This window comes from bacterium, from assembly GCA_030697645.1.
Lineage (GTDB): Bacteria > Patescibacteriota > Minisyncoccia > Phycocordibacterales > VMGT01 > JAUYPI01.
The window spans coordinates 34,237-59,413 of sequence record JAUYPI010000016.1; the positions used below are offsets into that span (position 1 = coordinate 34,237).

Sequence of the window (25,177 nt, forward strand, 5' to 3'; positions counted from 1 at the left end):
GATATTATGCGTGGATCGAAGGTAAAAAAATTTGGTTGCGCGGGCTTGTTTGTTCCCGAGCAAGCACCTTCGCAACACCTTAATGGGAACTCCCTACACCGTCTCTGGCGTAGGGAGTTAGTCCGTCTCGTCGTTCGGCCCCTCCATGCTTTTTGAGCCATGGGGGTCGTTTTTACCTTCGATGATCATGCGCTCTGCCTCGGCACACTGCGGGCAGAGATAGCGGCGATCGGAACTTTTGGTGAATGTGGCGCGTGTGAGCATGCTCTCGGCGAGTGAGCGTCGTTTATACGGAGTACTGCAGCCGTCACAGAGTGCAATGCGGAATTGTTTTTGCCGCTTGTGCACGATATAGGCTACGGCAGCCCCAACGACGCCTATAAACACTAACGCTACAAGCAAAAACAGTGGCCGAAAAAAAAGTAGTTGGAGTAGCGGGTCCATCGTCTACAGCTCCTCTGTGCCATTTTTTTATCCTCTCTACGCATAATGTGTCATCTGGGCGACTTTTTTGCAAGTGGGATATGTACGGTGTATAATGGACGCATGAAACATCGCACATCGCCCAAAGACTTTTTCCTCTATCTTGCCGCGCTCGTTGCGCTCTACACAGTGGTCGTGAGCGTGCTCAGGCTGTGGTTTGAGATTATCAACACGATATTTCCTGACCCACTCGAGTACCACTACGGATTTGCCGACGGCACGCTCCGCGCCGCGATGGCGGCGCTTATCGTCGTCTTTCCGCTCCACCTCTACCTCGCGCGCCTCTGGAATGCTCTCATGCGTCGCGAGCCAGAGAAGAGCGAGCTCTGGGTTAGGAGATGGTTCGTTTACCTCACGCTCTTTGTCGCAGGAGTCACGCTCGCCGTTGACCTCATTGTGCTTATTGATCGATTTCTCGGCGGGGAGCTTACCACGCGCTTTGTCTTCAAGGTGATTGCCGTATTCATCGCGGCAGGAGCGGTTTTCGGCTACTTTCTCTATGATCTGCGGCGCGATGTCGCGCGGCCCGATCGGCGGCTCAAGCTCTTTGCTGTCGCGGCGTCATCTGTCGTCCTTGGTTCAATTATCGGCGGATTTCTCGTAATCGGTTCGCCGAAGGAAGCGCGCGACCGGCGCTTTGATGACCAGCGGACGAGTAATCTCCAGGAGATTCAGTGGCAAGTTATTGAGCACTGGAGGCAGCGACGCTCTTTGCCCCCGGACCTTGCGGCTCTCACGGAAATTTTCGGCTATGTGCAGCCGCTTGATCCCGCAACAACCCGTCCGCCGTATGAATATCGCGTCACTGGACCGAACTCATTTGAGCTCTGCGCGATGTTTAGCTTGCCAAGCGGGAGTGCCTCGCCAAAGGGCGCCCCGTATGCCCGCTACCCCGCTGCCCCCGAGCCGGCCTCGATCTATGTGGACCGCGTGGACGAGAAATTTTTCGTGAAAGGTTCTTCGTGGGAGCACGAGGCGGGGAGAGCATGTTTTGAGCGGGTGATTGAAATCGTAGAAAAAGCGGAGACAGACGTAAAAAAGAGGTAAAGAGGAATGCGTTCATATAATCACATAGCTATTGAGCCGAAGTGGCAGAAGAAATGGGGGGAAGATCGGCTGTACGAAACTCCTGGTGCTGTTTCGGGGAAAGAAAATTACTACCTCCTTACCGAATTTTCCTACCCCTCCGGCACGCTTCACGTGGGACACTGGTACGCGTTTGCCGTGCCGGATATTTTAGCGCGAAAAAAAAGAATGGAAGGGTACAATGTGCTTTACCCGGTCGGCTTTGACGCGCTCGGGCTTCCTGCCGAGAATGCGGCGATCAAGCGCGGCATTGATCCGCGGCAGTGGACCTACGGGAACATCGCCCACATGCGCGAGCAGCTCCGCTCGATGGGTAACTCGTTCGACTGGTCGCGCGAGGTGGTGACCGCCGACCCGGAATATTACCGCTGGACACAGTGGCTTTTTCTGAAGCTATTTGGCGCTGGGCTTGCGGAGCGAAAAAAGGCGCCAGTCAATTGGTGCCCGAGTTGCGAGACCGGTCTTGCGAATGAGCAGGTGCTCAAGCAACAGCGGACAGCGAACGACGGACAACTAATTACGGTATCTGTATGCGAGCGATGTGAGACTCCGGTTGAACAGCGGGAGCTGGAGCAGTGGTTTTTGAAGATTACGAAATACGCGGATCGGTTGCTCGATGACCTTGCGGGGCTCGACTGGCCCGAGGAGATCAAGGAGGCGCAGCGGAATTGGATAGGGCGCTCGGAAGGAGTCGTGATTAAATTCGAAATCCGGAGCACGAAATCCGAAACAAATTCAAAATCAGAAATTCAAAATTCAAAACACGCCCCAGTTACCAGTTACCAGTTACCAGTCCCTTCCGTCGAAGTTTTTACAACGCGTCCCGACACACTCTTTGGCGCGACGTATCTCGTGCTTGCGCCGGAGCATGCATTCATATCAGAAATTAAAGATCAAAAATCAAAATTACAATTTCAAATTCAAAATGGAGAAGAAGTAGAGGCGTATATTGAACGCGCGCGAAACAAAACTGAGCTTGAACGCGTGGTGGAGCGAGGCGAAAAAACGGGCGTTGAGCTTAAGGGCATCACGGCGGTCAATCCTGCAAACGGCGAAGAAATTCCAGTGTGGATTTCTGATTATGTGCTCGCGCACTACGGTACCGGGGCGATTATGGGCGTCCCTGGGCACGATGAGAGAGATTTTGCATTTGCACGATTACACGATCTTCCCATTAAGATGGTTGTGTGTCCGCACTATCCGACACCGACCTGTCCGGTGCTCGACCATGCGTATACGGGAGAGGGGCACCTCGTCGGCTCTGGAGAGTTTGACGAACTGCCGAGTGGTGAGGCGCGCCGCGCGATTACCAAGCACGTCGGGGGGACCATGACCGCGACGTACCGCTTACATGATTGGCTTATTTCTCGTCAGCGGTATTGGGGCTGTCCGATACCGATTGTCTATAATCCGGAGGGGAAGGCGCACCCGGTTCCGGAAGAACACCTGCCGTGGCTTCTGCCCGATGACGTTACAGATTTTACGCCGAAAGGGACGTCGCCCTTGGGTACGTCGCAAGAACTTGTCGCCCGCACCGAGCGCATCTTTGGAAAAGGCTGGCGGCCGGAGATAGACACACTCGATGCGTTCGTTGACTCATCGTGGTATTTTTTGCGCTACCTTGACCCGCATAATGATCGCGAATTTGCATCGCGGGACGAGCAGGCGCTCTGGATGCCGGTTGACCGTTACTCCGGGGGCGCGGAGCATACGACGATGCACGTTCTCTATTCGCGATTTTTTTATAAGGCAATGCACGACCTCGGGTTGGTCGCGTCGCGAGAAGCGCGAGGAGGGTCTGACCCTCCTCAACAGCCAAGGAGGGTCAGACCCTCCTTGGCTACTTCAGAACCGTACGCGGTACGGATGAACCGCGGTCTCGTGCTCGGCACCGACGGCAGGAAGATGAGTAAGCGTTGGGGCAACGTAATAGATCCGGATGCGGAGGTCGCGCGGGTTGGAGCGGATGCGGTGCGAATGTATCTTGCGTTTATCGGCCCGTACAACGAGGCGGGGCATTACCCGTGGCAGACGGGGGGACTTATCGGAATGAGAAGGTTTCTTGAGAAGGTGTGGAAACTAAAATCAAAAATCAAAAATCAAAAATCAAAATTACAACTCAAAAGTGAAAATGTTCGTCAACTCATCCACAAAACTATTCGGAAAGTTGGCGATGATATCGAGGCGTTTAAGTTCAATACCGCGCTCAGCGCATTGATGATATTGGTCAACGCGTTTGAGAAAGAGGAGGAGGTCGGGCGAGAGCACTACGAGACGCTGCTCGTGCTCCTCGCGCCGTTTGCGCCGCACCTCGCGGAGGAGCTCTGGGAGAGCATGGACCAGAGGGGCTCGATCCATAGTGAGCCGTGGCCTACTTACGACCGCCAACTGCTTGGGGTCGAGCAGCGCATCGTGGTACAGGTTGACGGCAAAGTGCGCGCGACGTTCGAGAGCGTCGAGGATCTCGACGAGGCGGCGATTGTTGCCCGCGCGCAGGTGCTCCCAGCCCTCGAAAAGTACCTTGCGGGTAGGAAAATCCGGCGTACTATCTATATCTCCGGCCGTCTGCTTAATATCGTGCTCGAGTGACGCGTCGTCTGTCCGGCACGTCTCTACTTTCCACTTTCTACTCTCCACCTTCTCGCATGTTTGACTTGCAAGGACAAGAATGGTAGTGTAGGGTATATATTGTGGGCAATGGTCAAGCAAACACATGCCGAATTTCCAAGCTCCAGATGCACAATTTCCAAGCAATTTCCAAATCTCAAAGCTCTAATTTCCAAACCTGAACGTTTTCCGAGTTTGAGATTTGAAAATTTGGAAATTGAGATTTGCTTGGAAATTGGTTACTTGGAAATTGGAAATTTATTCGTGGTATGCTTCAAAAACAAACTATAAAACTTGGCTTTCGTCCCGCAGCGGTGGGCCGCCGGATGCTTGAGGTGCTTCCGGAGCGCTCGCGCGATGTTCTGGTAAGCCGTTTCGGGCTTGCGGAAAACCCCGAGCGCATGACGCTCGAGGCGATTGGCGATGTCTACGATGTCACGCGCGAGCGTATCCGCCAGATCGAGAACCACGCGATCGCTCTGGTGCGCAAGTCGGATGCGCTCCGGCGTGAGGGCGTCGTGTTTGATGAGCTCCACAAAACGATTGACGAGCTCGGCGGCCTCGTCGCCGAGCGCGAGCTCCTTCCGCTCCTCGGCCGGGACGAGAGTGCGCGCAATCACATCCATTTTCTCCTCGTGCTCGGTGATCCGTTCGTGAAGCTCAAGGAAGACGATGAATTCCACCATCGCTGGCACGTCAGCACAGCGCGGGCAGAGGCGGTCGAGACAGCGCTCCGTGCCTTGGCCGAGCGGCTAGAGAGAAGCGACCTCGTATCAGACTCAGAGCTCGTTAGTATGTTTCTCGAGGAGCTCCGTAGCGCCTCAGTGCTCGAGCCGCGGGAGGATGTCGCGCGCCGGTACCTCGGCGTCTCAAAGATGATCGGCCGCAATCCCCTCGGCGAATGGGGCCACGCGCGCTCGAGCGGTGTGCGCGTGAAGGGCGTGCGCGACTTTGCCTATCTGGCGATCCGCCGGCATGGTTCCCCCATGCACTTTACGGAAGTTGCGCGGGAGATCACGCGGCTCTTCGGCCGCGCGGCGCACGAGGCGACGTGCCACAATGAGCTCATCAAAGATTCGCGGTTCGTGCTTGTCGGCCGCGGGCTCTACGCACTCTCCGAGTGGGGCTACGCTGGCGGCGTCGTACGCGACGTGATTCGCGCGGTGATTGAGCGCTACGGCCCCCTGCCGCGCGCTGAGCTTGTCGAGAAGGTGCTGAAGGAACGTTACGTGAAAGAGAACACCGTCGTCGTCAACCTCGAAAACCCGAAGTACTTCAAGAAGAGTGCGGAGGGGATGTACACATTCGTTTCGTAAAAGTGATGAGAAAGTGTGCGCCGCTCTTTTGGTCTTCGGTGCTGTGTAGTCGTGCGTGGTTCGAATTTTCAATTTTCAATTTTCAATTTTCAGTGAATTTCCAATGATTCAATGACGGGCGGCGTCGTGTTTGAAAATTTGGTAATTGAAAATTGATTGAAAATTGAGCATTGAAAATTTGGTACGCTGTGTGAGGCTCACGGCTATGTCGCATTTTGAAAGCGCCCACGTTCAGGACATTTTTTGTTCTTTCTATGCTCCAGCAACCCAACCTCTTCGCCGTCTTCCAGAATGAGATCGTCGCGAAGATGCTCGACATCTTGTTCGTCGCGGCGCCGATCTGGCTGCCGATTCTCCTCTTTGCCATCTTCTGGCGCCTGTGGACGGTCTATACGTTCATCTGGGCCGAGCACAAGCAAGGACATACACTCCTTGAAATCAGGCTCCCCCGCGAGGTCTCACGGACCCCGCTTGCGATGGAGATCATACTCTCGACGCTCCATATAACCTCAGGGGAGAGCACGTTCATCGAGCGCTACTGGCTTGGCAAGCGGCGTCCGTGGTTTTCGCTCGAGATCGCCTCGATCAGGGGTGAGCTGCATTTCTTCATCTGGACGCGTACTTTTTTCAAGCCGATTGTCGAGAACGCAGTTTATGCGCAGTACCCGGAGGTGGAGATCTACGAGGTCGAGGATTATGCCTCCGAGCTGCGCTACGACCCCGAGACGATCTCTGCATGGGGCATTGAGTTCATGTTCACGAAGCCGGATCCGTATCCGATAAAAACATATGTTGACTATGCGCTCGACAAGCGCGGCGAGAAGGAAGAGTTCAAAAGCGACCCTATTACCGCGCTACTTGAGTACTGTGGCTCTTGCGAGCAGAGCGGGCAAATTTGGATTCAAATTTTGATTCAGTCGCACAGGAGAGACAAGCCGCAGGTAGGGACGCTCTTCGGAAAAACGACGTGGAAACAGGAGGCAGAAGCGCTTGCGGACAAAATTTTGCGGCGTGATCCGAAGACGAAGATCCCGATTACAAGGATCAAGGTTGGAGAGTTCGCGTTCCCCGGCTCGCCGATCCTCACCGATGCCGAGAAGCATGTGGCAGAGTCGATCCTGCGCAGTGTCGACAAGCTTGCGTTTAATGTCGGTATCCGCGGCATCTATATAGACAAGACGGAATCATTCAAACCAGTTTATATCCTGGGGCTTATCGGCTGCCTCAAACAGTTCAATACGGTCGAACTCAACGGTTTTGCGCCGGCGCTCCGCTGGGGCTATGGGTTCACCTACCCGTGGGAATTCGAGAAGCTTCGCTTGCCGCGTCATATGCGCAGATTGATCCGCTATTACCGCGAGCGCGCCTATTTTCATTCGCCCTATCGTCAGCGGCCGCTCGTCATGACGACCGAGGAGCTTGCGACTCTCTACCACTTCCCGGGCGGCGTTGCGATGACGCCGACTTTGGGACGTGTGATGTCGCGTAAGGCCGAGCCGCCGGGGAACCTACCGACCTAATGCATCTGTATCTTGTATTTGGCATACAGAAGATTGAAATTGAAATGAACATAGGAATTACGCGTCTGTCATGTTTTTCTGTCCAACATCCGATGTCCCCCATCGTGCGAAAATTCCAAGCTCCAAAAAACAAGCTCCAAACAAATCACAATACTCAAAATCAAATTTCCAAACACGGACTGCGGCGTGTTTGTGATTTGAGATTTGAATCATTGGAATTTGTTTGGAATTCGATCTATCCGTATGTTTCGACTTGAAATGTTTCTCCGCTTCCTAAGGCGTATAACCCCTCGCACGCTCCGCTGGCTTTGGCGTGATCCGCCGCATTTTGCTGCCACGGCAGCGGTGCTGCTCTCACTCGTCGGGTATCTTTTTTTTGTCCGGGCACCTGCACACTTTCCCGTGGGGTCGATCGTGATGATCCCGAAGGGCCTCACGCTTCATGAGGCGGGAGTGGTGCTCGAGAATGCGCAGGTCATTCGTTCGCCGCTCCTCCTGCGCCTCGTCCTCGCGCTCTCGGGGAGTGAGCGCGCGGTGATAGCAGGAGATTACTTTTTTAGCATGCGAAGCAATATCTTCGGCATTGCACGGCGTATCAGAGGCGGCGAATACGGACTTGCTCCGGGACGCGTGCTGGTACAGGAAGGCGCGACGCGCTCCGAGATCGCCGAGATTCTTGCCGCCAAATTTGGGCGCTTCGACCCCACGCGATTCATCGAAATTACCCTAGGCGCGGAGGGCTACTTGTTTCCGGACACGTACTTTTTTCTTCCGACCGTGAGCGCGGAGGAGGTGGCGCGAGTGATGCGCGAGCAGTTTGATGCGCGTATCGCTTCTCTTGCACCGGAGATTGAGGCGTTCGGCAGGCCGCTTGCGGACATTATCACCATGGCATCGCTCATTGAGAAAGAAGCGCACGATCTTGAAACCATGCGCCGCATCGCAAGCGTTCTGTGGAATCGGATGGAGGTGGGCATGCCGCTTCAGGTGGACGCAGCGTTTCTCTATATTAACGGCAAAAATACGTTCGAGCTTACCCACGACGACCTCGCCACCACGTCGCCCTATAACACCTACAAGCACATCGGCCTTCCCCCGGGGCCGATTGCAAGCCCGGGACTCGGGGCCATTGAGGCTGCCGTGACGCCAGTTGAGACCGACTATCTTTTTTACCTTTCAGATCGCTCGGGGCACACCTACTTCGCCCGCACCTTCGACGAGCACAAAGTGAACAGACGGTTGTACCTTGATTAAATTAGGCCCCGTCCATAAATAGTTCCCCTACTATCGTGCTGCATAGCATGGCCTGATGCAGCTTGGCGTGGAATGAGCGAATCCGAAACCCGATTGGGATACAATAATGACGAGTACAGATACTTTCACACCGTAATGCATGGTTGCGTAAGGTGAGTGAGTAATTATAGAATTTATAACTGTATAGACGCGTGAGGTATTGTGTGCACGGCGCATGGGTTTTCTTTTGGTTATTTTTACGTTCGTCTTCGGCGCGATTGTGGGGAGTTTTCTCAACGTGGTCGCGCTGCGGTACAATAGCGGCGTGACGCTCGGAGGGCGCTCGCGGTGTTTTTCTTGCTCGGCGATCCTCGCATGGTTTGATCTTGTACCTGTTGTGAGCTTCATCGCGCTCCGCGGCCGGTGCCGGAGGTGTGGGAGCGCGATCTCGTTGCAGTATCCGGTTGTAGAGCTGATAACGGGGGTTGTATTCGCGCTCGTTTTGAATCATGAATTAGGAATCATGAATTATGGAGCCGCGTTTTCGGCATACTTCATACTCCATACCGCCTACTTCATGGCGATATTCAGTCTCCTCATCGCGATTTCCGTCTACGATCTCCGCCACAAAATTATCCCGAACGGGCTCGTATACCTTTTCTCCGCCCTCACATTTTCAAAACTTTTGATAGAACTTGCGTCGTCAAATCCCCAGCTACTAGTTACTAGCTACCAGTTACTAGCGTCCGGTCCTCTCCTCGCCGCTCCGTTTGCGGCCCTTTGGCTCCTCTCAGGTGGCCGGTGGATGGGGCTCGGCGACGCGAAGCTCGCCCTTGGCATCGGCTGGCTCCTCGGATTCTCCACGGGGATTGCTGCGCTTGTGCTCTCCTTCTGGATCGGCGCGGTTGTCTCCCTCGGCATTCTTCTCGCCGAGCGCGCGCGTTTGTTTTCGTCGCGCGAAGATTTTACAATGAAGAGTGAGATTCCGTTCGGGCCGTTTCTCGTGGCGGGAACTTTTTTAGCGTGGTTTTTTGGACTTGACGTAGCAGCGTTGGTATGGTGGTTTTAAGTGAACGAGCTGTTAGATTTTAGAAGCTTTGAACGACTACGTCGCAACGCGCGCCGACCATAGTCTCCCTAAAAGCTAACAGCTATAAGCTAAAAGCTTGTGGTCGGAAGCCGACTTTTAACACTGTTCTTCATGGCCTCTTTATTATGTGCACCAGATATAAACGAGAACATCCACGGGGCTTTACCCTCCTCGAAACCCTCATCGCGATTTCGATTTTCGTGATCATTGCCGGCACGCTGATCAGCCAGAACCGGATTTTCCAGAGCAATGTTGAAACGGGCAACCTTGCCTACGAGATCGCGCTTGCGATACGCGAGGCGCAGGTCCTCGGTCTCGGCGTGCGGCAGTTCGGCGGTGTGTTCACCACGGCATATGGCATACGTCTTGAGGAACCGAATACCAATTCCGCTTCGTTTATACTATTTTTGGATCGTACGTCGGTGAGCAATCCTGCCTCGAATGTGCGTTATGATGGTCCTACTATTGACCCCACGGTGGAGACGTTCGAGCTTCGCGGAGGAAACCAGATTGTTGAAGTGTGCGGCACAAGATTTAATGGATCGTCGCACTGCAGTACCCTCAGTGGTGGGCCGCTTCGGTGCCTGACTATTGTATTTCAGCGACCTGACCCTGCCGCAAAGATCGGCACTCGTATTGGCGGCGGTGGTCCTCCGTGTGGTAACACTGGCGGATCATTTCAATTTGATGGCCTGCGCGCGAGTGTCCGCATCCGCTCGCTCGGCGACGTAGACTATACCGTCGAGGTGACGGATACGGGGCAGATTTCGGTACGGCAATGAGCGTAAAATGTAACGTGCAAAGCGAAAAGCGGAAAGTGTAAAACAACACAGTAAAATTTCAATTTCTAACCCGCAAGCTCCAGATAAACTCCAAGCTCCAACCAACAATTTCCAAACAAATCTCAAATTCCAATACTCCAAATCTCAAACACGCACGTCGTGTTTGGGGATTGGATTTTGATTAGGGTGATTTGTTTGGAGACGGGTTTTTTGGAAATTGGAGATTCACTGCGTCCTTTAGACGAGCAGACCATCTATGACATTTCTTTTCAAAAACGATAGCCGCGGTTTCTCCCTCATCGAGCTTCTCGTCGCGTCTAGCATTTTTATCGTCGCGTCGTTTATCGGCGTGTCGTCGACCTTGGTGGTCGTGGATGCGAACCGGAACGCTCGCGCGATTTCGATTGTGATGAGCAATCTCGATTTCGCGCTCGAAGAGATGGTGCGCAACGGCCGGACCGGCATCAGTTACCACTGCGGTGGGGGAGATTTTACTGTGGAGCAGGATTGCCCGGACCTGCTGGCGGGCGACAGCACGTTTGCGTTTTTCGAGACGCGCACGGACGCAACATGGGTCTATCGCCTGTGGCCGCACCCGAATGGGAACCCCGGCGACTGGGAGATGCAAAAGTCGAAGAATGCAGGCGTGAATTTTAGCGCGGTCACTTCGCCTGAAATCGTGATAAAGTTGCTCCGATTCTATATCACTGGCACCACGGTCGCTGACCTCGAGCAGCCGCAGGCCTTGATCGTGATAGATGGCTTTGTCGAGCCGACGGGGCATCCCGAGCTCCGAGCAGACTTCGCGCTCCAGTCCACGGTTGTGCAGCGTATTCCCGACATTTAACTATGCGTTTCCACTTTCCTAAACGTGGTTTCACTTTGATTGAAACGATCGTCGCACTTGCGGTACTCCTCGCCGCGATTACCGGGACGCTGACGCTGTTCACCCAGGGGCTCGAGGTCACCGGCCTTGCCCGCGGCACGATCACGGCATTTTATCTGGCGCAGGAGCCGATCGAATACATCCGCCGCGTGCGTGACGAGAACCGCCTTGCACTTATAGTGAATGGCGAGGTACGCGACTGGCTTCTTGGTGTCCGTGCGGCGTGCGTCGACGGCGCTCCGTGCACCGTAGATGTTGCGAACGATACGATCGTGAGCTGTGGAGGGGTCTGTTCTGTACTTCTCGCGCGTGCCGACGGTATTTATAATTATGATACCGGCGCACCGAGCGGCTTCACACGCACGACGACTGTTACGGAAACGATTATTGGCGCGCGACGGGAAGCGCTGATCGACGTTGTTGTGTCGTGGAACCGCGGGAACATAGCGCGATCATTCCGACTAAAGGAGACGATTATGAATTGGTAGTGCGGTCAATTTTCAATTTTCAATGAGCAATTTTCAATAAATTTTCAATGTGTCAATGACTGAGTGGCGAACGACGTCGTGTTTGAAAATTGGTTCATTGAAAATTGATTGAAAATTAGAAATTGAAAATTATCATATTACAGACCTATATATGCGCATTTTTTGCAGTAAAATTCATACGAGCGTGATACCGCGGTGTACGTCCTGCGGCTTCACCCTCCTCTTCGCGGTACTTACTTCCTCGCTTCTGATGATCATCGGTTTTTCCGTTTTTCGTCTCACCCTGAAGGAGGCGCAGCTCACGACAACGGTGAAAGATTCACAACGCGCTTTCTACGTTGCGGACGTCGGCATCGAGTGCGCGCTCTACTGGGATTTTCAGACGGTCCGGAGCGCGTTCGATCCGACCGATACCGTACCGCACGACATCGAGTGTATCGGCGTGTCGCACACGATTACCGGCAACGGCGGGCCGGCGCAGATCTTCCCCCCCTTCCCCTTCGCGACCGCAGACTATTGTCTTGAACTCTCGGTCGAGAAGCAGCCGGGTCCGCCGCCAAAAACGATTTTGCAGTCCCGGGGCTTTAGCGACTGCAACCCGTCGAACCCGCGACGGGTTGAGCGGGCGATTGACGTTACCTATACGAATTAGGGACCGTGGATTACGAAATCCGAGACTTCGATGTCCCCCGTCGTACGAAAACTCCAAGCTCCAACCCACAAGCTCCAAACAAATCTCAATACACAAATTCCAATTTCCAAACACGGACTGCGACGTGTTTGGAAATTGGAATTTGGTTGGAAATTGTTGGTTGGAAATTGGAGCTTCGTCGTGGTCTGACATCGGATGTCTCCGTCGGCAATTTCGTCGTTCACGGTTTAATGACTCATCCACCCTTTACTTTCCACCCGCTACTTTCTCGTGCTACCGTGTACCTATGATTGATCGCATTGAAGTGGAACGTCTCGCGGCGCTTTCGCGGATCGCGATTACGCGCGAGGAGGCCGAGCGCCTCGGCAAAGATATTGAAAAAATTATTCACTACGTCTCTGAAATTCAAGAGGCAGGGATTGACGTCGAGCCGGAGCCGGAGACGGGTGTCGTGCATAACGTGCTGCGTGAGGATGGCGCGGCGCACGAGGGTGGTATGTTTTCCGAGCGGTTGCTTGGGGCGGCGCCGCGGCGGGAGGGGAGGTTTGTTAGGGTGAAGAGAATTTTATAGCGCGTGCCTTGTATTTTGTATCGTGTATCTCGTATTTTTTATACGGCGCACAAGATACAAAATGCAAGATACAATGCGGCACTTCAGTTTTTATGTCAATCACCATAAACGATCTTACCGTCACCAAAGCACAGCAGCACCTTGTCAACAAGGACTTTTCCGCGCACGAGCTGGCGGAGGCATACCTTAAGGTCATAGAAGAGAAGAATGAATCGCTTAGAGCGTACATCGAGGTGTTTGATGACGTGCTTTTGCAGGCGGATGCGGCAGACGAGACGCTGGCGCGGGAGGGGGAGCGTGCGCCTGCGCTCACCGGCATTCCGATTGCGGTGAAGGATAATATTTTGATTGAAGGTCGCCGCGCGAGTGCCTGCTCTCGGATGCTCGAAGAGTATGTCGCGCCCTACGACGCCACGGTGACTCAGAAGCTGAGGGCCGCGGGCACGATTTTTCTCGGCCGCACAAATATGGACGAGTTTGCGATGGGGAGTTCAACTGAGCGATCCTGTTATGGCCCGACTCGAAACCCGCTCGATCCGACGCGCGTGCCCGGCGGCTCCTCGGGTGGCAGCGCGGCGGCGGTCGCAATGGGCGGCTGTCTTGCGGCGCTCGGATCGGACACCGGCGGCTCGATTCGCCAGCCAGCAAGTTTCTGCGGCGTCGTGGGGCTCAAGCCCACCTATGGGGCAGTCTCGCGCTCGGGCCTCATAGCGATGGGTTCTTCGCTCGATCAGATCGGGTCGATCACAAAGACCGCTCGCGATGCGGAGCTTTTTTTTGCTGTGTCGCGCGCTCGCGATCCGCTTGACAGCACGACGCTTCTCGATGATGTCGCGCCTGATCGCGCCAGCGTGGCGCCGCGTGTTATCGGGGTGCCGCGGCATTTTATGGAATTTGGGCTTGACCCTGCAGTCGCGCGTGCTTTTGAGGACGCTCTCGAGCGCTTCCGCGAGCTCGGCTACGAGGTGCGCGACATTGAACTGCCGCATGTGCGCTACGCACTTGCCTGCTACTACATCATTATGCCCGCCGAGGCGTCAACGAATCTCGCGCGTTACGATGGCGTGCGCTATGGGCTCCACGTGGACGGTGAGAATCTCCTCGACGACTATATGCGTTCGCGTTCTGCCGGTTTCGGCGAAGAGGTGCGGCGGCGCATTATCCTCGGTGCCTATGTGCTTTCCGCGGGCTACTATGATGCGTACTATAACCGCGCGGTTGCGCTGCGCCGGATGATTCGGGATGAATGCGCGCGGGTTTTCGAGAGTGGCGTCAGTGTCATTGCGACGCCGACAACGCCGACGCCCGCCTTTCGGCTGGGCGCGAAGACGAGTGACCCCGTTGCGATGTACCTCGCTGACCTCTTCACCGTGCCAGCAAACATCGCGGGTCTTCCAGCACTCTCTATCCCGATGGGCGATGTACCATACGAGGGCGCGACGCTGCCGGTGGGACTTCAGTTGATGGCGGGGCATGGGCAGGAGAGCACACTTTTTGATGCGGGCAAGGCATTTCTCGGAGAGTAAATCAACGATGCAAAGCGCAAACAACAACACAAAATTTTCAAGCTCCAGTCCACGTAAACTCCAAGCTCCAACCAACAAGTTCCAAACAAATTTTAAATTCCAATGCATCAAATCCCTGCCTGCGGCAGACAGGTTAAATACGAATGCCGTGTTTGGAAATTGGATTTTGAGTATTGAAATTTGTTTGGAGACGGGTTTTTTGGAAATTAGAAATTGGAAATTGCGCACGCTATGCCTTCTCTCAACCCCGATTTCATCTTCTACCACCTGTACGCCGTTCTCTCCGATCCGTCGTTGCTCTCTCCTGTCAACCTGCTCCGGGCGATTGCGCCGTATTCAATCGGGCTGTCGCTCATATTGGCAACACTCATTACGTATTCGATTATTCGAATCACGCAGATGCGCACGGAGGAGCGCGAGATCCTGCGCGTGCATCACGAGGAGGTTCACCGCGCGAGAGCCGGCGCGGTGCGCAATGAAAAATGGCAGCGCGTGCTCGCGCATATCGCCTCACCGAACCAGAGCGACTGGAGGCTCGCGATCCTTGAGGCCGACATTATGCTCGAAGAGATGATGAGCGGATTGGGTTACCACGGCGAGACGCTTGCGGATAAGCTGAAGTCGGTCGAGAAGAGCGACTTTCTCACGATTGAGAGCGCGTGGGAAGCGCATCGTATCCGCAACGAGATTGCGCATGCCGGCGGCGACTTCCTGCTCTCCGAGCGCGAGGCAAAGCGCGCGATTGATCTCTACCGGCAGGTGTTTGATGAGTTTCGGTGTATCTAGAAAGTAGAAAGTGGAGGGTAGGTGGTAAAGACTGGCAAGTGGTGCGCAGTGGGCCTGTTAAGACGTGACTTCTTCATATAATGAGGGGTTTTAGAGACTAGGTATGGCGGTGCCAATTTCTATTGCAGGCAGTGCCAAAACCATCGGCGGCGATGGCGTTTTTGTTATTGCGGAAATTGGGAAGAATTTTATCCAGACGGAAGAAGAGCGGCCGCGGGAGGAGTATCTCGCGAACGCAGTCGCGCTCATTGACGCGGCGGCGGAGGCGGGGGCGGATGCGGTGAAGTTTCAAACCCATGAACTTGAGGACGAGTTCATGCCCGGGCTTACGGTCGTCTCGCCGCATTTTAGCGGCTCTGACCGCTACCGCTGGATTAAGCGAAATATGGAGGCGACGCCGCCTGAGTTCTGGCATGCAGTCAAGGCGCGCGCTGAGGAGCGCGGGCTCGTGTTTTTCTCGACGCCGATGAGCCGCAGGGCCGCGGAGAGGCTCCAGAGCCTCGGCGTCCCTATTTGGAAACTGGGGAGCGGCGACGTGCAAGATTACGCGACCCTCGACTTCATAGCGAGCACCGGAAAACCGCTCATCATTTCAACCGGCATGGTGGGGCTTGCGGAGCTGAGCGAGCTTGTCGCGCACATTCGCTCGCTCAGGGTTCCACTTGTGGTGCTTTATTGTATCAGCCAGTACCCGGCACCTGCGGAATATTTTAACCTTGCCACGATTGAGAGCTTGCGCGAGGAGTACCCCGACGTTGTTATCGGCTTTTCTGATCACTCACTCGGAGAGAGCATTGCTCTCGCCGCGGTGAAGCTCGGCGCTCGGGTCATTGAGAAACATTTTTCGTTTTCTCGCGAGCTGTGGGGTGCGGATCATAAAGTGTCGATGACGCCTGACGAATTCGCGCTCATGGTGCGTGCGATCCGATCTGGCAGTTACAAAAGCATCGACCCGTCCCCCTACTATGGTTCGTGCGATCGTGAGCTTGAGGGCGCGAATAATAAATTCCGGCCGTATTTTAATAAGGCGCTCGTCGCCGGTTGCGACATGCCGGCAGGTACGGTGATTACAAAAAAAATGATCTACGCGATGCGGCCGAAGATGTATATCGACGGCCTCGCGGCGAATAGGTTTTATGAGGTGGTGGGGAAGAGGGCGGCGCGCGACATGAAGAAATATCAGCCGGTCAAGACGGACGACCTTGCGTGAATTTTCAATTTTCAATTTCTAATTTTCAATCAATTTTCAATTACTCAATTTTCAAACACGACGTCGTCCGTCATTGAGCCATTGACACATTGAAAATTTATTGAAAATTGATAATTAAAATTGGAAATTATTATAAGCACGGTGTCTGGCTTTTTGATACCTGGCATTGTTACGCATATGCGTAAAATCTGTTTCGTCATCACCTCCTTCATCCACTACGCCCGCAATCTCCTCATCCTCGAGGAGCTCTCTCGTCGCGCGGACGTCGAGCTCCACGTCGTCGTCGGCGGCACGGCGCTCCTCACAAAGTACACGCCGCGCTACGCGCAGGTCAGAGCGATGCTTGAGCAGGACGGAATTGAACATATCCACGAGCTTTATTTTGCGCTCGAGGGCGACAACAGGGTGGTGAAAGCGAAGACCGCAGGCCTCGGTATCGTCGAGTTCGCAACGATGTTCAATGATTTGAAACCCGATCTGGTCGTCGTGCGGGGGGATCGCTTCGAGGTGCTCTCGGCCGCGACCGCCGCGGCGTACATGAATATCCCGCTCGCACACATCGAGGGCGGGGACATTACCGGCACGCTCGATGAGAGCGTGCGGCATGCGATTACGAAACTCGCGCACCTTCACATCGCGACGAATGAGGCGGCGCGGGAGCGACTTCTCAGGATGGGTGAGGACCCGCGCTCTGTGTTCAACTTTGGTAGTCCCGATGTCGAGGTGGCTCGGACATTCGCTCGTGCGGAGAGTGGCGCGAGTGAGCTCTCGACGACGGGGAGCGGTGCCCTATTTGACCCGGGGGAGGATTTTGTGATGGTGATGTACCACCCGGTCTGGAGCGAGGCGCTCGAGGGCGGCACGCTCGCGCGCCGCACCGAGGAGTTGCTCGGCGTGGTGCATACGCTCGGCATCCCGACGCTCTGGTTTTGGCCAAACGCCGATGTCGGGAGCGAGGAAATTTCGCACGCCCTCCGCGTCTTTCACGACCAGACGGAGGGGCATCGTATTCGTTTTATGCGATATCTCCCGCCGCGCTCCTTCATCTCGCTCCTGGCGCGCTCACGACTTCTTGTCGGCAATTCGTCGGCTGGCATTAAAGAGTGCTCATACCTCGGCATTCCTGTGGTGAACATTGGCTCGAGGCAGCGTGGCAGGATGCGCGCGGAGAATGTGTGTGATGTCACCGAGGAGTCGGACGCGATCCGCTCTGCGATCGAGGAGCAGCTTGCGGCAGGCCGCTACGCGCCCTCCGAGCTCTACCACGCTGATGGAACGGCCCAGAACATCGCTGCCACGCTCGCGAGCGCTCCGCTCTGCACGGAGAAGCGATTTTTTGAGTGACTATTTTTCAAGGGCAAAAAATTGTACCGCCCCCAGCGAATGCTGGGGGCGGGGTTGTGAGAGTGTCCGTCAGGGTACTGGTACTTGGCGGGGATGTTGTTACACGCCCGCGATTTCGCGGATCGCGGCGACCATCTTGTCTACCGCTGCGCCTTTGTAGTCGGGCTTGAGGTAGACCGCTTCCTGTCGTGCGCGCATCGGGGCGAACCCTTCCGGCGTGAGCAGACGCACGATCGCCGCGGCGAGCGCCTCTGGCTCAGGATACAATTCTTCGTACACTGCCTCCTCGACGCCGCGAGCGACTGGCGGCCAGGCGCGAAGGTCTGGATTGCGCTTAAACGCCGAGCGGGTAAAATAGTTCAGCGCTGATTTTCGCTGATAGCCGGCTTCTTTGGCAATCGTCGAGGCACTGTGCACCACGATGTCGCAGCCGGGGATCAGGAGTGAGGCGGCGAAGAGCTCTTGCGAGATGCGCCGGTCATTCCGCAGGGCGGCATACTTTTCGTGCTGCGTGTGTTTTGGGTGGAGGAGCGCAGGTGACGCGACGAGCTGCCCGTTGTAATAGATCTCCTTAAGGAGCTCAATATACGCTTCGGGATCATTTTGGTCGCCCGGGTGTGGGGAGAAAATAATGAGGGGGCTGAGATTGAGGACGGCTGGTTTGAGCACTGCCGTGCAGACACCCTTGATGAAGTCGCAGTTCACCTGGAGGTCCTTTCCTCCCGGGCAGAGGATGAATGGCTCTCCATCAGCAACGTTAAGCGTCGCGCGTATCCCTTCACGCGTCGTTACAGGAAACGCCGCCGCTTCCTCAAGCGGGTTGCCGGCAAGAAAGACGCGCGCTTTCGGATAGCGTTTCTGTGCCGCCGCGACCTCGTCCGCGTTCGGCGCAAAGGCGAAGCTCACTTCGTCGGCAACCTTGTCGTCAAACCAGTAGCGGTTGCCCATGTCAGTGTCGAGGTAGACACCGTACTGGACACCCGGCGGTTGTCTTTTGGCACGTGCGTCGAGAATGCGATCGCGAGCCTCGTCTGCAGCCCAAATTTCCTCAGCGGCGAGCGCTTTCGAAGACGAAACGCCGGTGACAACGAGCGTCGCTGCCGCAGCGTCTTCCGCAGTGAGCGAGAAGGACCAGGTATCAAGATCAAGTGGCGGCGCGCCGTGGGCGCAGTGCATGGATATCTCACAGACGATCCCCTCCCGTGCAAACGCCTCCTTGAGTTTATTTCCCGCGAGTTCAAGCGCTACGCTCGGTGCCTTGTCGTGGGCTACCAAAACTAACTTTTGCTTCATTGCCATTACAATATCTCCTATTGGCGAAGAACTATCAATAGCCGCGCCGGTTTCGAGTGTTTGACGCGGCGGTTGCACGACTGGTATTAAAGTAAGCACGAAGATTGATGTATGTCAAGTTTACCGAAACCGAAATGCAGCATATCTTCATTCTAAGGCGTTTTTCAAAAATGAAGATACGCCCGTATCTTGTGAGCATCTCGCGCAGTAAAATAGAATAGAGTATGTCCCACGAAGCTTATTTTTTCGATCTCGACGACACGCTGACGCGGAGCAAGACGGAGATCGCGCCGGAAATGTTCTACGAGCTCCTCGCGCTTGCTCGGAGCGTGCCGGTGATCGTCGTCTCTGGCGCGACGCGGCAGCAGATCGAGAAGCAGATACCGCATGTCAGCGTTTTGCCGCGCGGTATGATTCTTGCGCAGAACGGTAATGACGCGACGGAGAGCGGCGGTGCCGCATTCTGGCACGCTGCGCTTAGAGACACCGAGAAGCAGGAGATACTCACGCATGTTCGCTCGGCTGCCGAGCGCATGGGGACCCCGGTCAATCCCGCGACGCTCGAGGATCGTGGCTGCCAAATTTCCCTGAGTTTCGTCGGTCACAATGCGCCGCGCGAGGAGAAGGTGCGATTTGACCCGGATCGCTCGCGGCGGCGCGAGCTCCTCGCGGCTTTGCCATTTCGCTCAATGATGTGTACCGTTTCGATCGGTGGGACGACTTGCCTTGATTATACGCGCCGTGGCGCCCAGAAAGGCGACAACGTCCGCCGGCTCATGGAACGAGAGGGCTGGCGGAGCGCACTCTATGTGGGCGACGCGCTCGTGCCGGGCGGGAACGACGAGTCCGTAATCGGCGTCTGCGATACGCGGCAGGTGAGCGGGCCGCGCGAGACGGCCTCGGTGATCCGCGAGCTTTTGGGCCGTTCCGAGCGCACGGTCGCGGTTTCTGGCTATTTTAATCCCGTGCACCGCGGGCATGTCGCGCTTCTTGAAGCTGCACGAGAGCTCGGCGACCGGCTCGTTGTCATCCTCAACAACGATCTGCAGGTGCAGGTGAAGGGGAGCGTGCCCTTTATGAGTGAGAGCGAACGCGCGGCGATCATCTCTTCGCTTCGCGCAGTGGATGAGGTGGTCATTTCTGTAGATGAGGATCGCACCGTCCGCGAAACACTTTCGCGCGTTCGTCCGCACATTTTTGCAAACGGCGGCGACCGCGCGAGTGCCGCAGATATTCCAGAAGCCCGGGTCTGCGAGCGGCTCGGCATCGAAATGGTATTTGATGTAGGAGGCGACAAGGTACAGAGTTCGTCGTGGCTTATTGGCACTGCTGCGAAACATATGCGTAACACCGTCATCCAAGATACATAAATTGACACCAATTTTATGCGATCGCATAAAATTGGTGTCAATTTATCCATTTATCCATTCGGCGTTTCGCATCGTCCGCGAGTCATTGGAAATTGAACTGCGGAGCATTGAACTGCGAGGGAAACTCTGGTAGTCTTTTGTGCATGATGCGCGATCAGTATGACACCTCCATGGGATCTTGTGTGGTGACCGTCGGCTCGTCCGTGCCTGACTTCGAGCTCGCCGCCTATCACAAAGATAAGATTGTTACCCTCAAGCGCGCTCAGTATCGCGGCAAGTGGCTTATTCTCTTTTTCTACCCAGCGGATTTTACGTTCATCTGTCCGACCGAGCTTGAGGAGCTTGCCGAGCACTACGCGGCATTCAAGAAGGAGGGTGCGGAGATTGTGTCCGTGAGCGCGGACACGGTCTACGTACACAAGGCGTGGCACGATCAATCGGCGGCGATAGGGAAGATCACGTTCCCCATGGCTGCCGATCCGAAGGGGGTACTTGCGCGCACCTTCGGCACATATATCGAAGAAGGGGAGGACGCCGGGCTCTCGCTCCGCGGCACGTTTATCATAGACCCCGACGGCGTGCTCCGCGCGATGGAAATTAACGACAATTCAATCGGCAGGAGCGCGAAAGAGCTTTTGCGTAAACTTCAGGCGGCGAAGTTCGTCCGCGAACACGGTGGGCAAGTCTGTCCCGCAAGCTGGGAACCAGGGGAGAAGACGCTGAGGCCGGGGCTCGGGTTGGTGGGAAAGATTTGAGAAGGGCGTGGGAGAGTTAGAGAGTGGAGACGATTTCGCCCTGCCATCAAAAAGACGGCAGGGCAGTTCCAGGACGGATTTATAGTAGGGGTTATTCCTATCCCTCCCCTCGTGTGTGCCAATTCGCGCAATTTTGACCGCAGGGCGCATTTTTTGTACGATATGTCTTATCATGCGATTCTCGGAACTTTTTACGAAGACGCGGCGCGAGGCACCGAAGGACGAGCAGGCAAAGAACGCGGTGCTTCTCTCGCGCGCGGGTTTTATCTACAAAGAGATGGCGGGTGCCTATACACTCCTGCCGCTCGGTCTTCGGGTGATCCGGAAGATCGAGGGGATCATTCGCGAGGAAATGGAGCGCGCGGGGGGCAACGAGGTGCTCTTGACCACGCTTCAGAGCCCCGCGGTCTGGGAGCGCACGGGTCGCTGGAGTGACGAGATAGTTGACAACTGGTTCAGGACCGTGCTCAAAGACGGCTCGCCTCTCGGGCTCGCGCACACGCACGAGGAGCCGCTTACTGCTCTTCTTACGCACTATATCTCTTCCTACCGTGATCTTCCTCGCCTGATTTTTCAATTTCAGACTAAGTTTCGCAATGAGCTGCGTGCGAAAAGCGGCATCCTCCGTGGCCGGGAGTTTGTAATGAAGGATTGCTATTCGTTTGCGAGGACTGAGGCAGAGCACGCGGTTCTCTACCAACGCATGAAGGATGCGTACACGCGCATTTTCGAGCGCGCGGGGATTGGCGAGCATACTTACTTTACGAGAGCGTCCGGCGGGAGCTTTTCGCGTGCGTCCGAGGAATTTCAAACTCTGACGGATGCCGGTGAGGATACAATTTATATCGAGCCCGACACGCACACGGCGATCAACGCCGAGGTACTCGACGAGACTCTCCTCGCGGAGCTCAATGTCCCACGCGAGCGGCTTGTTGAGAAAAAGGCGATCGAAGTCGGCAATATCTTTCCGCTCGGCACGAAGTTCTCGGAGCTCTTGGGGCTCGTTTTTACGGACGAGAGTGGCGAGAAGCGACCTGTGGTGATGGGATGCTACGGCATTGGGGTTGGGCGGCTCATGGGCACGGTCGCCGAGGTACTCTCGGATAATCGTGGGCTCGTCTGGCCCCGGAGTATCGCGCCGTTTGACGCACACCTTGTTAGAATTCGGAATTCTAAATTAGAAATTTCAAGCGAGTCACACATCCATAAAGCCCAAATCACAAACGATGTGGTGGCTGAGGCAGACGGACTGTATGCTGCGCTACAAGCGCATGGAGTGAGCGTACTCTATGACGATCGCCAAGATGTGAGCGTTGGTGAGCAGTTTGCCGATGCCGACCTTATCGGTCTACCGTATCGGATCGTGGCGAGCGAGAAAACGATGGCAGCAGGGAAGTATGAGATGCGGGAGAGGAGGAGCGGGGCAGTTGATCTTATTGGAGGGGATGAGTTGATAAGGCGATTGGCAGGCCATCGAGATTGAAGCTTAAATGTCAAAGCTGTAGAGCGTAAAGCTCAAAACGAAGAGCGCAAAACAACAGCGCAAAAGGCAAAGGACGTTTTTTGTTTGGGGCTGTTGTTTTGCGCTTTACACTTTGCGTTTTGCACTAAGCATAGGCATTAATTTGGCATTTGAACTTTTGGTTTTGTAATTCGCACTATGTTATGTTCCACTCCTACTTAGAACACACCAGTCGCTTTTTATCGAATGACATCGGGATCGATCTTGGCACCGCTAACACGCTCGTGTATCTTCGCGGCAGGGGCATCATCTTGAATGAGCCGTCCGTCGTTGCGCTTAATCAAAAAACTGGCCGCGTGGTCGCTGTCGGCAACGACGCACGAGCGATGCTTGGGCGCACCCCGCCGCATATCGCGGTGGTGAAGCCTCTGGTTGACGGCGTGATCTCCGATTTTGAGGTCGCCGAGGAGCTCGTCGGTTATCTCATCAGTCGAGCGCAGCAGAACTCGCGAAAGCCCCTTGGCCCGCGGGTCGTCGTCGGCGTGCCATCAGGCATCACGAATGTCGAGACCCGCGCGGTGCGCGATGCAGCAAGAAACGCTGGCGCGCGCTCGGTTCATATTATCGAGGAGCCGATGGCCGCGGCGCTTGGCATACGGCTGCCGGTACGTGAACCGGTGGGGAGCATGATCGTTGACATCGGCGGCGGCACGACGGACATCGCCGTGATCTCGCTTGGCGGCATTGTCGCTGCGCGCAATATCCGCGTCGCGGGCGAGAAGCTGAACGCCGATATCATCGGCTACGTGCGCGATGAGTTCAAAATGCTCGTTGGCGAGAAAACGGCCGAGGACATTAAGATATCGATCGGCACGCTGCGTGAGGAGGAGCACGAGCGAACTGAATCGCCGGTGCGCGGGCGCGACCTCATGACCGGTCTTCCGCGTGAGATGATGATGACGGCGTCCGACGTGCGCGAGGCGATCGCGCAGTCGATTGAGACCATTATTGAGGCGACGAAAGAGGTGCTCGAGACGACGCCGCCGGAGGTGCTCGCGGATGTTATGCGCCGCGGGATGTATCTCTGCGGCGGCGGGGCGCTCCTTCGGGGCCTGCCGGAGCTCTTTGAAGAATGGCTGAAGATCCCGGTGCACGTCGTGGACGATCCGCTGACCGCGGTCGCGCGCGGCACCGGCGTCGTTCTTGAGGACATTGCCGCGCACGAGGACATGCTCGTGGCCGGGGATGACGCACTGCCGCCGCAGTAGCAAGAACGTAATTTTCAATTTACAATTTTCAATCAATTTTCCAATGATTCAATTTCCAAACACGAACGTCATTTGTGTTTTCGCAGCAATTAGAAGTTGGAAGTTAGCAGTCGGAAATTGTGTACACCGTGTCTTCTTTTTCTTCTCGCAAACGGTTACCCAAACGGCGCGCGGTTTTGATCGCGGGCTCCGTGCTCGCGCTTGCCGCCTGTCTTTCTTTTTTTCATTTCGGCCTGCCATCGTTCGTTCTTTCCCCGATCTCGGCGGTAGGACGTATCGCGCACGAAGCGCGTGCGAGCGTTGCGGCCGCTCTCGAAAGTTTGTCCGGGGGAGCGTCTTCGAAAATGCGTCTCGCAGGGGAGAATCGTGTCCTCCGCGAGCGCGTGAGCGCGCTTGAAGCGACGCTTGAGAGCTTGTCGCGGCGCACTGAGGATGACCGAGTGTTGCTCGCCTCGCTCGGCCGGGGCCGGGGTACCGGCGAGCGCGTGGTCGGGGCGGTCATCGCAAAGCCCGGAGTGCTGCCATACGACCTCCTCTTGATTGACGTCGGCCGCGATGTTGGCGTTACACCGGGGACGCTTGTGCTCGCTCTGGGTGATCAGCCGATAGGCGTCGTTGCGGAGGCGGCGTCTCGCACTGCTAAAGTGCGGCTTTTTTCATCTTCGGGCGAAACGCACGACGTACTCATTGGCGAGAGCGCACTGCCCGTGGTGCTCCGCGGAGTCGGCGGCGGCGCGTTCATTGCCGAGTTGCCGCGTGACTCGGGCATCTCTCCGGGGGCACTCGTCCACTGGGCCGGCTCTCCTGTGCGCGCGATAGGGACGATAGAAGAAATCGAGGGTGACGAGACCGATCCATTTGTCACTGCGCATGTACGCTTCCTCACGCCGCTCTTTGAGCTCCGGTGGGTGGAGGTGGAGATTGGACCACCAGTTGCAAGTTTTTAGCTGTTAGCTTAATAAGACGAGCTTATAGCTTTTAGCTGTTAGCTTTTGAGAGGCTACGCCGTCGTGCTAAAAGCTAAAAGCTATCAGCTAAAAGCTCGTATATGTTTCCTCGCTTCCTCACCGACCTCGTCCTCTTCACTGCCGCCTTCTTCACTCCGTGGTGGCTTGTCGTGCCGGGTGCCGCTCTGCTTTTGTTCCGCTATCACAGCGCATACGAGCTTATCGTGCTTGGCGTCATCCTCGATGCGCTCTATGGTCTCCCAGTGCGGCAGCTCGGCGGTTTCCGTTTTCCGTTTACGGTTCTGTGTACACTACTTTTCCTCATGCTCGAGTTTCTGAGGCCGCGGCTGCGGGCAGCCTTAGGCCCCGTGCATAAATAAGTTCTCCTAATATCGTGCTCAATGCATGACCTGATGCAGCTTGGCGCGGAATGAGCGAATCCGAGACGTATCGAGATACGATGAGGATTTCGCGATTGAGCACGAGCCGCATAAGGGCGTGC

Annotated in this window: 23 protein-coding genes; 21 read left to right on the forward strand and 2 right to left on the reverse strand. The window is 55.6% G+C overall.

Annotated features, from left to right (window positions below):
- Window positions 1-117: 117 nt before the first annotated feature.
- On the reverse strand, window positions 118-444 hold the full coding sequence (locus Q8R39_03960; GenBank protein ID MDP3735554.1) for a hypothetical protein: 327 nt from the start codon (window positions 442-444) through the stop codon (window positions 118-120).
- A gap of 102 nt (window positions 445-546) precedes the next feature.
- On the opposite strand from Q8R39_03960, the gene Q8R39_03965 reads away from it, so the two are divergent.
- The 15 genes from Q8R39_03965 (at window position 547) to neuC (ending at window position 17,580) form a co-directional block, all read left to right on the forward strand.
- Window positions 547-1,530 (forward strand): DUF5671 domain-containing protein, encoded by a 984-nt coding sequence (locus tag Q8R39_03965; GenBank protein MDP3735555.1) that lies wholly within the window; start codon window positions 547-549, stop codon window positions 1,528-1,530.
- Window positions 1,531-1,536: 6 nt separating this feature from the next.
- Entirely contained in the window at window positions 1,537-4,158 is a 2,622-nt protein-coding gene (leuS, locus tag Q8R39_03970) for a leucine--tRNA ligase (protein MDP3735556.1), read from the forward strand.
- 287 nt (window positions 4,159-4,445) lie between these two features.
- Window positions 4,446-5,492, forward strand: coding sequence for a sigma factor-like helix-turn-helix DNA-binding protein (locus Q8R39_03975; GenBank protein MDP3735557.1), 1,047 nt, complete (start codon window positions 4,446-4,448; stop codon window positions 5,490-5,492).
- A gap of 254 nt (window positions 5,493-5,746) precedes the next feature.
- Window positions 5,747-7,012: a hypothetical protein gene (locus tag Q8R39_03980; GenBank protein MDP3735558.1), complete on the forward strand. Its 1,266-nt coding sequence runs from the start codon at window positions 5,747-5,749 to the stop codon at window positions 7,010-7,012.
- 243 nt (window positions 7,013-7,255) lie between these two features.
- Window positions 7,256-8,266, forward strand: a complete 1,011-nt coding sequence (gene mltG / locus Q8R39_03985) for an endolytic transglycosylase MltG (GenBank protein MDP3735559.1) — start codon at window positions 7,256-7,258, stop codon at window positions 8,264-8,266.
- 214 nt (window positions 8,267-8,480) lie between these two features.
- Window positions 8,481-9,314 (forward strand): prepilin peptidase, encoded by an 834-nt coding sequence (locus tag Q8R39_03990; protein ID MDP3735560.1) that lies wholly within the window; start codon window positions 8,481-8,483, stop codon window positions 9,312-9,314.
- Window positions 9,315-9,460: 146 nt separating this feature from the next.
- On the forward strand, window positions 9,461-10,117 hold the full coding sequence (locus tag Q8R39_03995) for a type II secretion system protein (GenBank protein ID MDP3735561.1): 657 nt from the start codon (window positions 9,461-9,463) through the stop codon (window positions 10,115-10,117).
- Between the two features lie 256 nt (window positions 10,118-10,373).
- Window positions 10,374-10,964, forward strand: a complete 591-nt coding sequence (locus Q8R39_04000; GenBank protein ID MDP3735562.1) for a type II secretion system protein — start codon at window positions 10,374-10,376, stop codon at window positions 10,962-10,964.
- 2 nt (window positions 10,965-10,966) lie between these two features.
- A complete protein-coding gene (locus Q8R39_04005) occupies window positions 10,967-11,491 on the forward strand; it encodes a type II secretion system protein (GenBank protein MDP3735563.1) in 525 nt (174 codons plus the stop codon).
- A gap of 151 nt (window positions 11,492-11,642) precedes the next feature.
- Window positions 11,643-12,143: a hypothetical protein gene (locus Q8R39_04010; protein MDP3735564.1), complete on the forward strand. Its 501-nt coding sequence runs from the start codon at window positions 11,643-11,645 to the stop codon at window positions 12,141-12,143.
- Between the two features lie 286 nt (window positions 12,144-12,429).
- Window positions 12,430-12,714 (forward strand): Asp-tRNA(Asn)/Glu-tRNA(Gln) amidotransferase subunit GatC, encoded by a 285-nt coding sequence (gatC, locus tag Q8R39_04015; GenBank protein ID MDP3735565.1) that lies wholly within the window; start codon window positions 12,430-12,432, stop codon window positions 12,712-12,714.
- Between the two features lie 92 nt (window positions 12,715-12,806).
- Window positions 12,807-14,240: an Asp-tRNA(Asn)/Glu-tRNA(Gln) amidotransferase subunit GatA gene (gatA, locus tag Q8R39_04020; GenBank protein ID MDP3735566.1), complete on the forward strand. Its 1,434-nt coding sequence runs from the start codon at window positions 12,807-12,809 to the stop codon at window positions 14,238-14,240.
- Between the two features lie 231 nt (window positions 14,241-14,471).
- Window positions 14,472-15,026, forward strand: coding sequence for a hypothetical protein (locus Q8R39_04025; protein ID MDP3735567.1), 555 nt, complete (start codon window positions 14,472-14,474; stop codon window positions 15,024-15,026).
- A 103-nt stretch (window positions 15,027-15,129) separates the two neighbouring features.
- Complete coding sequence (locus tag Q8R39_04030) at window positions 15,130-16,236, forward strand: N-acetylneuraminate synthase family protein (GenBank protein ID MDP3735568.1); 1,107 nt, start codon at window positions 15,130-15,132, stop codon at window positions 16,234-16,236.
- Window positions 16,237-16,413: 177 nt separating this feature from the next.
- Window positions 16,414-17,580: a UDP-N-acetylglucosamine 2-epimerase gene (gene neuC / locus Q8R39_04035; GenBank protein MDP3735569.1), complete on the forward strand. Its 1,167-nt coding sequence runs from the start codon at window positions 16,414-16,416 to the stop codon at window positions 17,578-17,580.
- A gap of 99 nt (window positions 17,581-17,679) precedes the next feature.
- Here the strand turns inward: neuC and Q8R39_04040 are convergent, their stop codons facing one another.
- Entirely contained in the window at window positions 17,680-18,873 is a 1,194-nt protein-coding gene (locus tag Q8R39_04040; protein ID MDP3735570.1) for a hypothetical protein, read from the reverse strand.
- A gap of 224 nt (window positions 18,874-19,097) precedes the next feature.
- Between Q8R39_04040 and Q8R39_04045 the strand changes: the two genes are divergently transcribed.
- From Q8R39_04045 to Q8R39_04070, 6 genes are all read left to right on the forward strand, one after another.
- On the forward strand, window positions 19,098-20,243 hold the full coding sequence (locus Q8R39_04045; protein MDP3735571.1) for an HAD-IIB family hydrolase: 1,146 nt from the start codon (window positions 19,098-19,100) through the stop codon (window positions 20,241-20,243).
- 182 nt (window positions 20,244-20,425) lie between these two features.
- Window positions 20,426-20,998: a redoxin domain-containing protein gene (locus Q8R39_04050; protein ID MDP3735572.1), complete on the forward strand. Its 573-nt coding sequence runs from the start codon at window positions 20,426-20,428 to the stop codon at window positions 20,996-20,998.
- 172 nt (window positions 20,999-21,170) lie between these two features.
- Window positions 21,171-22,481 (forward strand): aminoacyl--tRNA ligase-related protein, encoded by a 1,311-nt coding sequence (locus tag Q8R39_04055; GenBank protein ID MDP3735573.1) that lies wholly within the window; start codon window positions 21,171-21,173, stop codon window positions 22,479-22,481.
- Window positions 22,482-22,663: 182 nt separating this feature from the next.
- Window positions 22,664-23,728, forward strand: coding sequence for a rod shape-determining protein (locus Q8R39_04060; protein ID MDP3735574.1), 1,065 nt, complete (start codon window positions 22,664-22,666; stop codon window positions 23,726-23,728).
- Window positions 23,729-23,856: 128 nt separating this feature from the next.
- Complete coding sequence (locus Q8R39_04065; GenBank protein MDP3735575.1) at window positions 23,857-24,675, forward strand: rod shape-determining protein MreC; 819 nt, start codon at window positions 23,857-23,859, stop codon at window positions 24,673-24,675.
- Window positions 24,676-24,776: 101 nt separating this feature from the next.
- Complete coding sequence (locus Q8R39_04070) at window positions 24,777-25,055, forward strand: hypothetical protein (GenBank protein ID MDP3735576.1); 279 nt, start codon at window positions 24,777-24,779, stop codon at window positions 25,053-25,055.
- Window positions 25,056-25,177 lie beyond the last annotated feature (122 nt).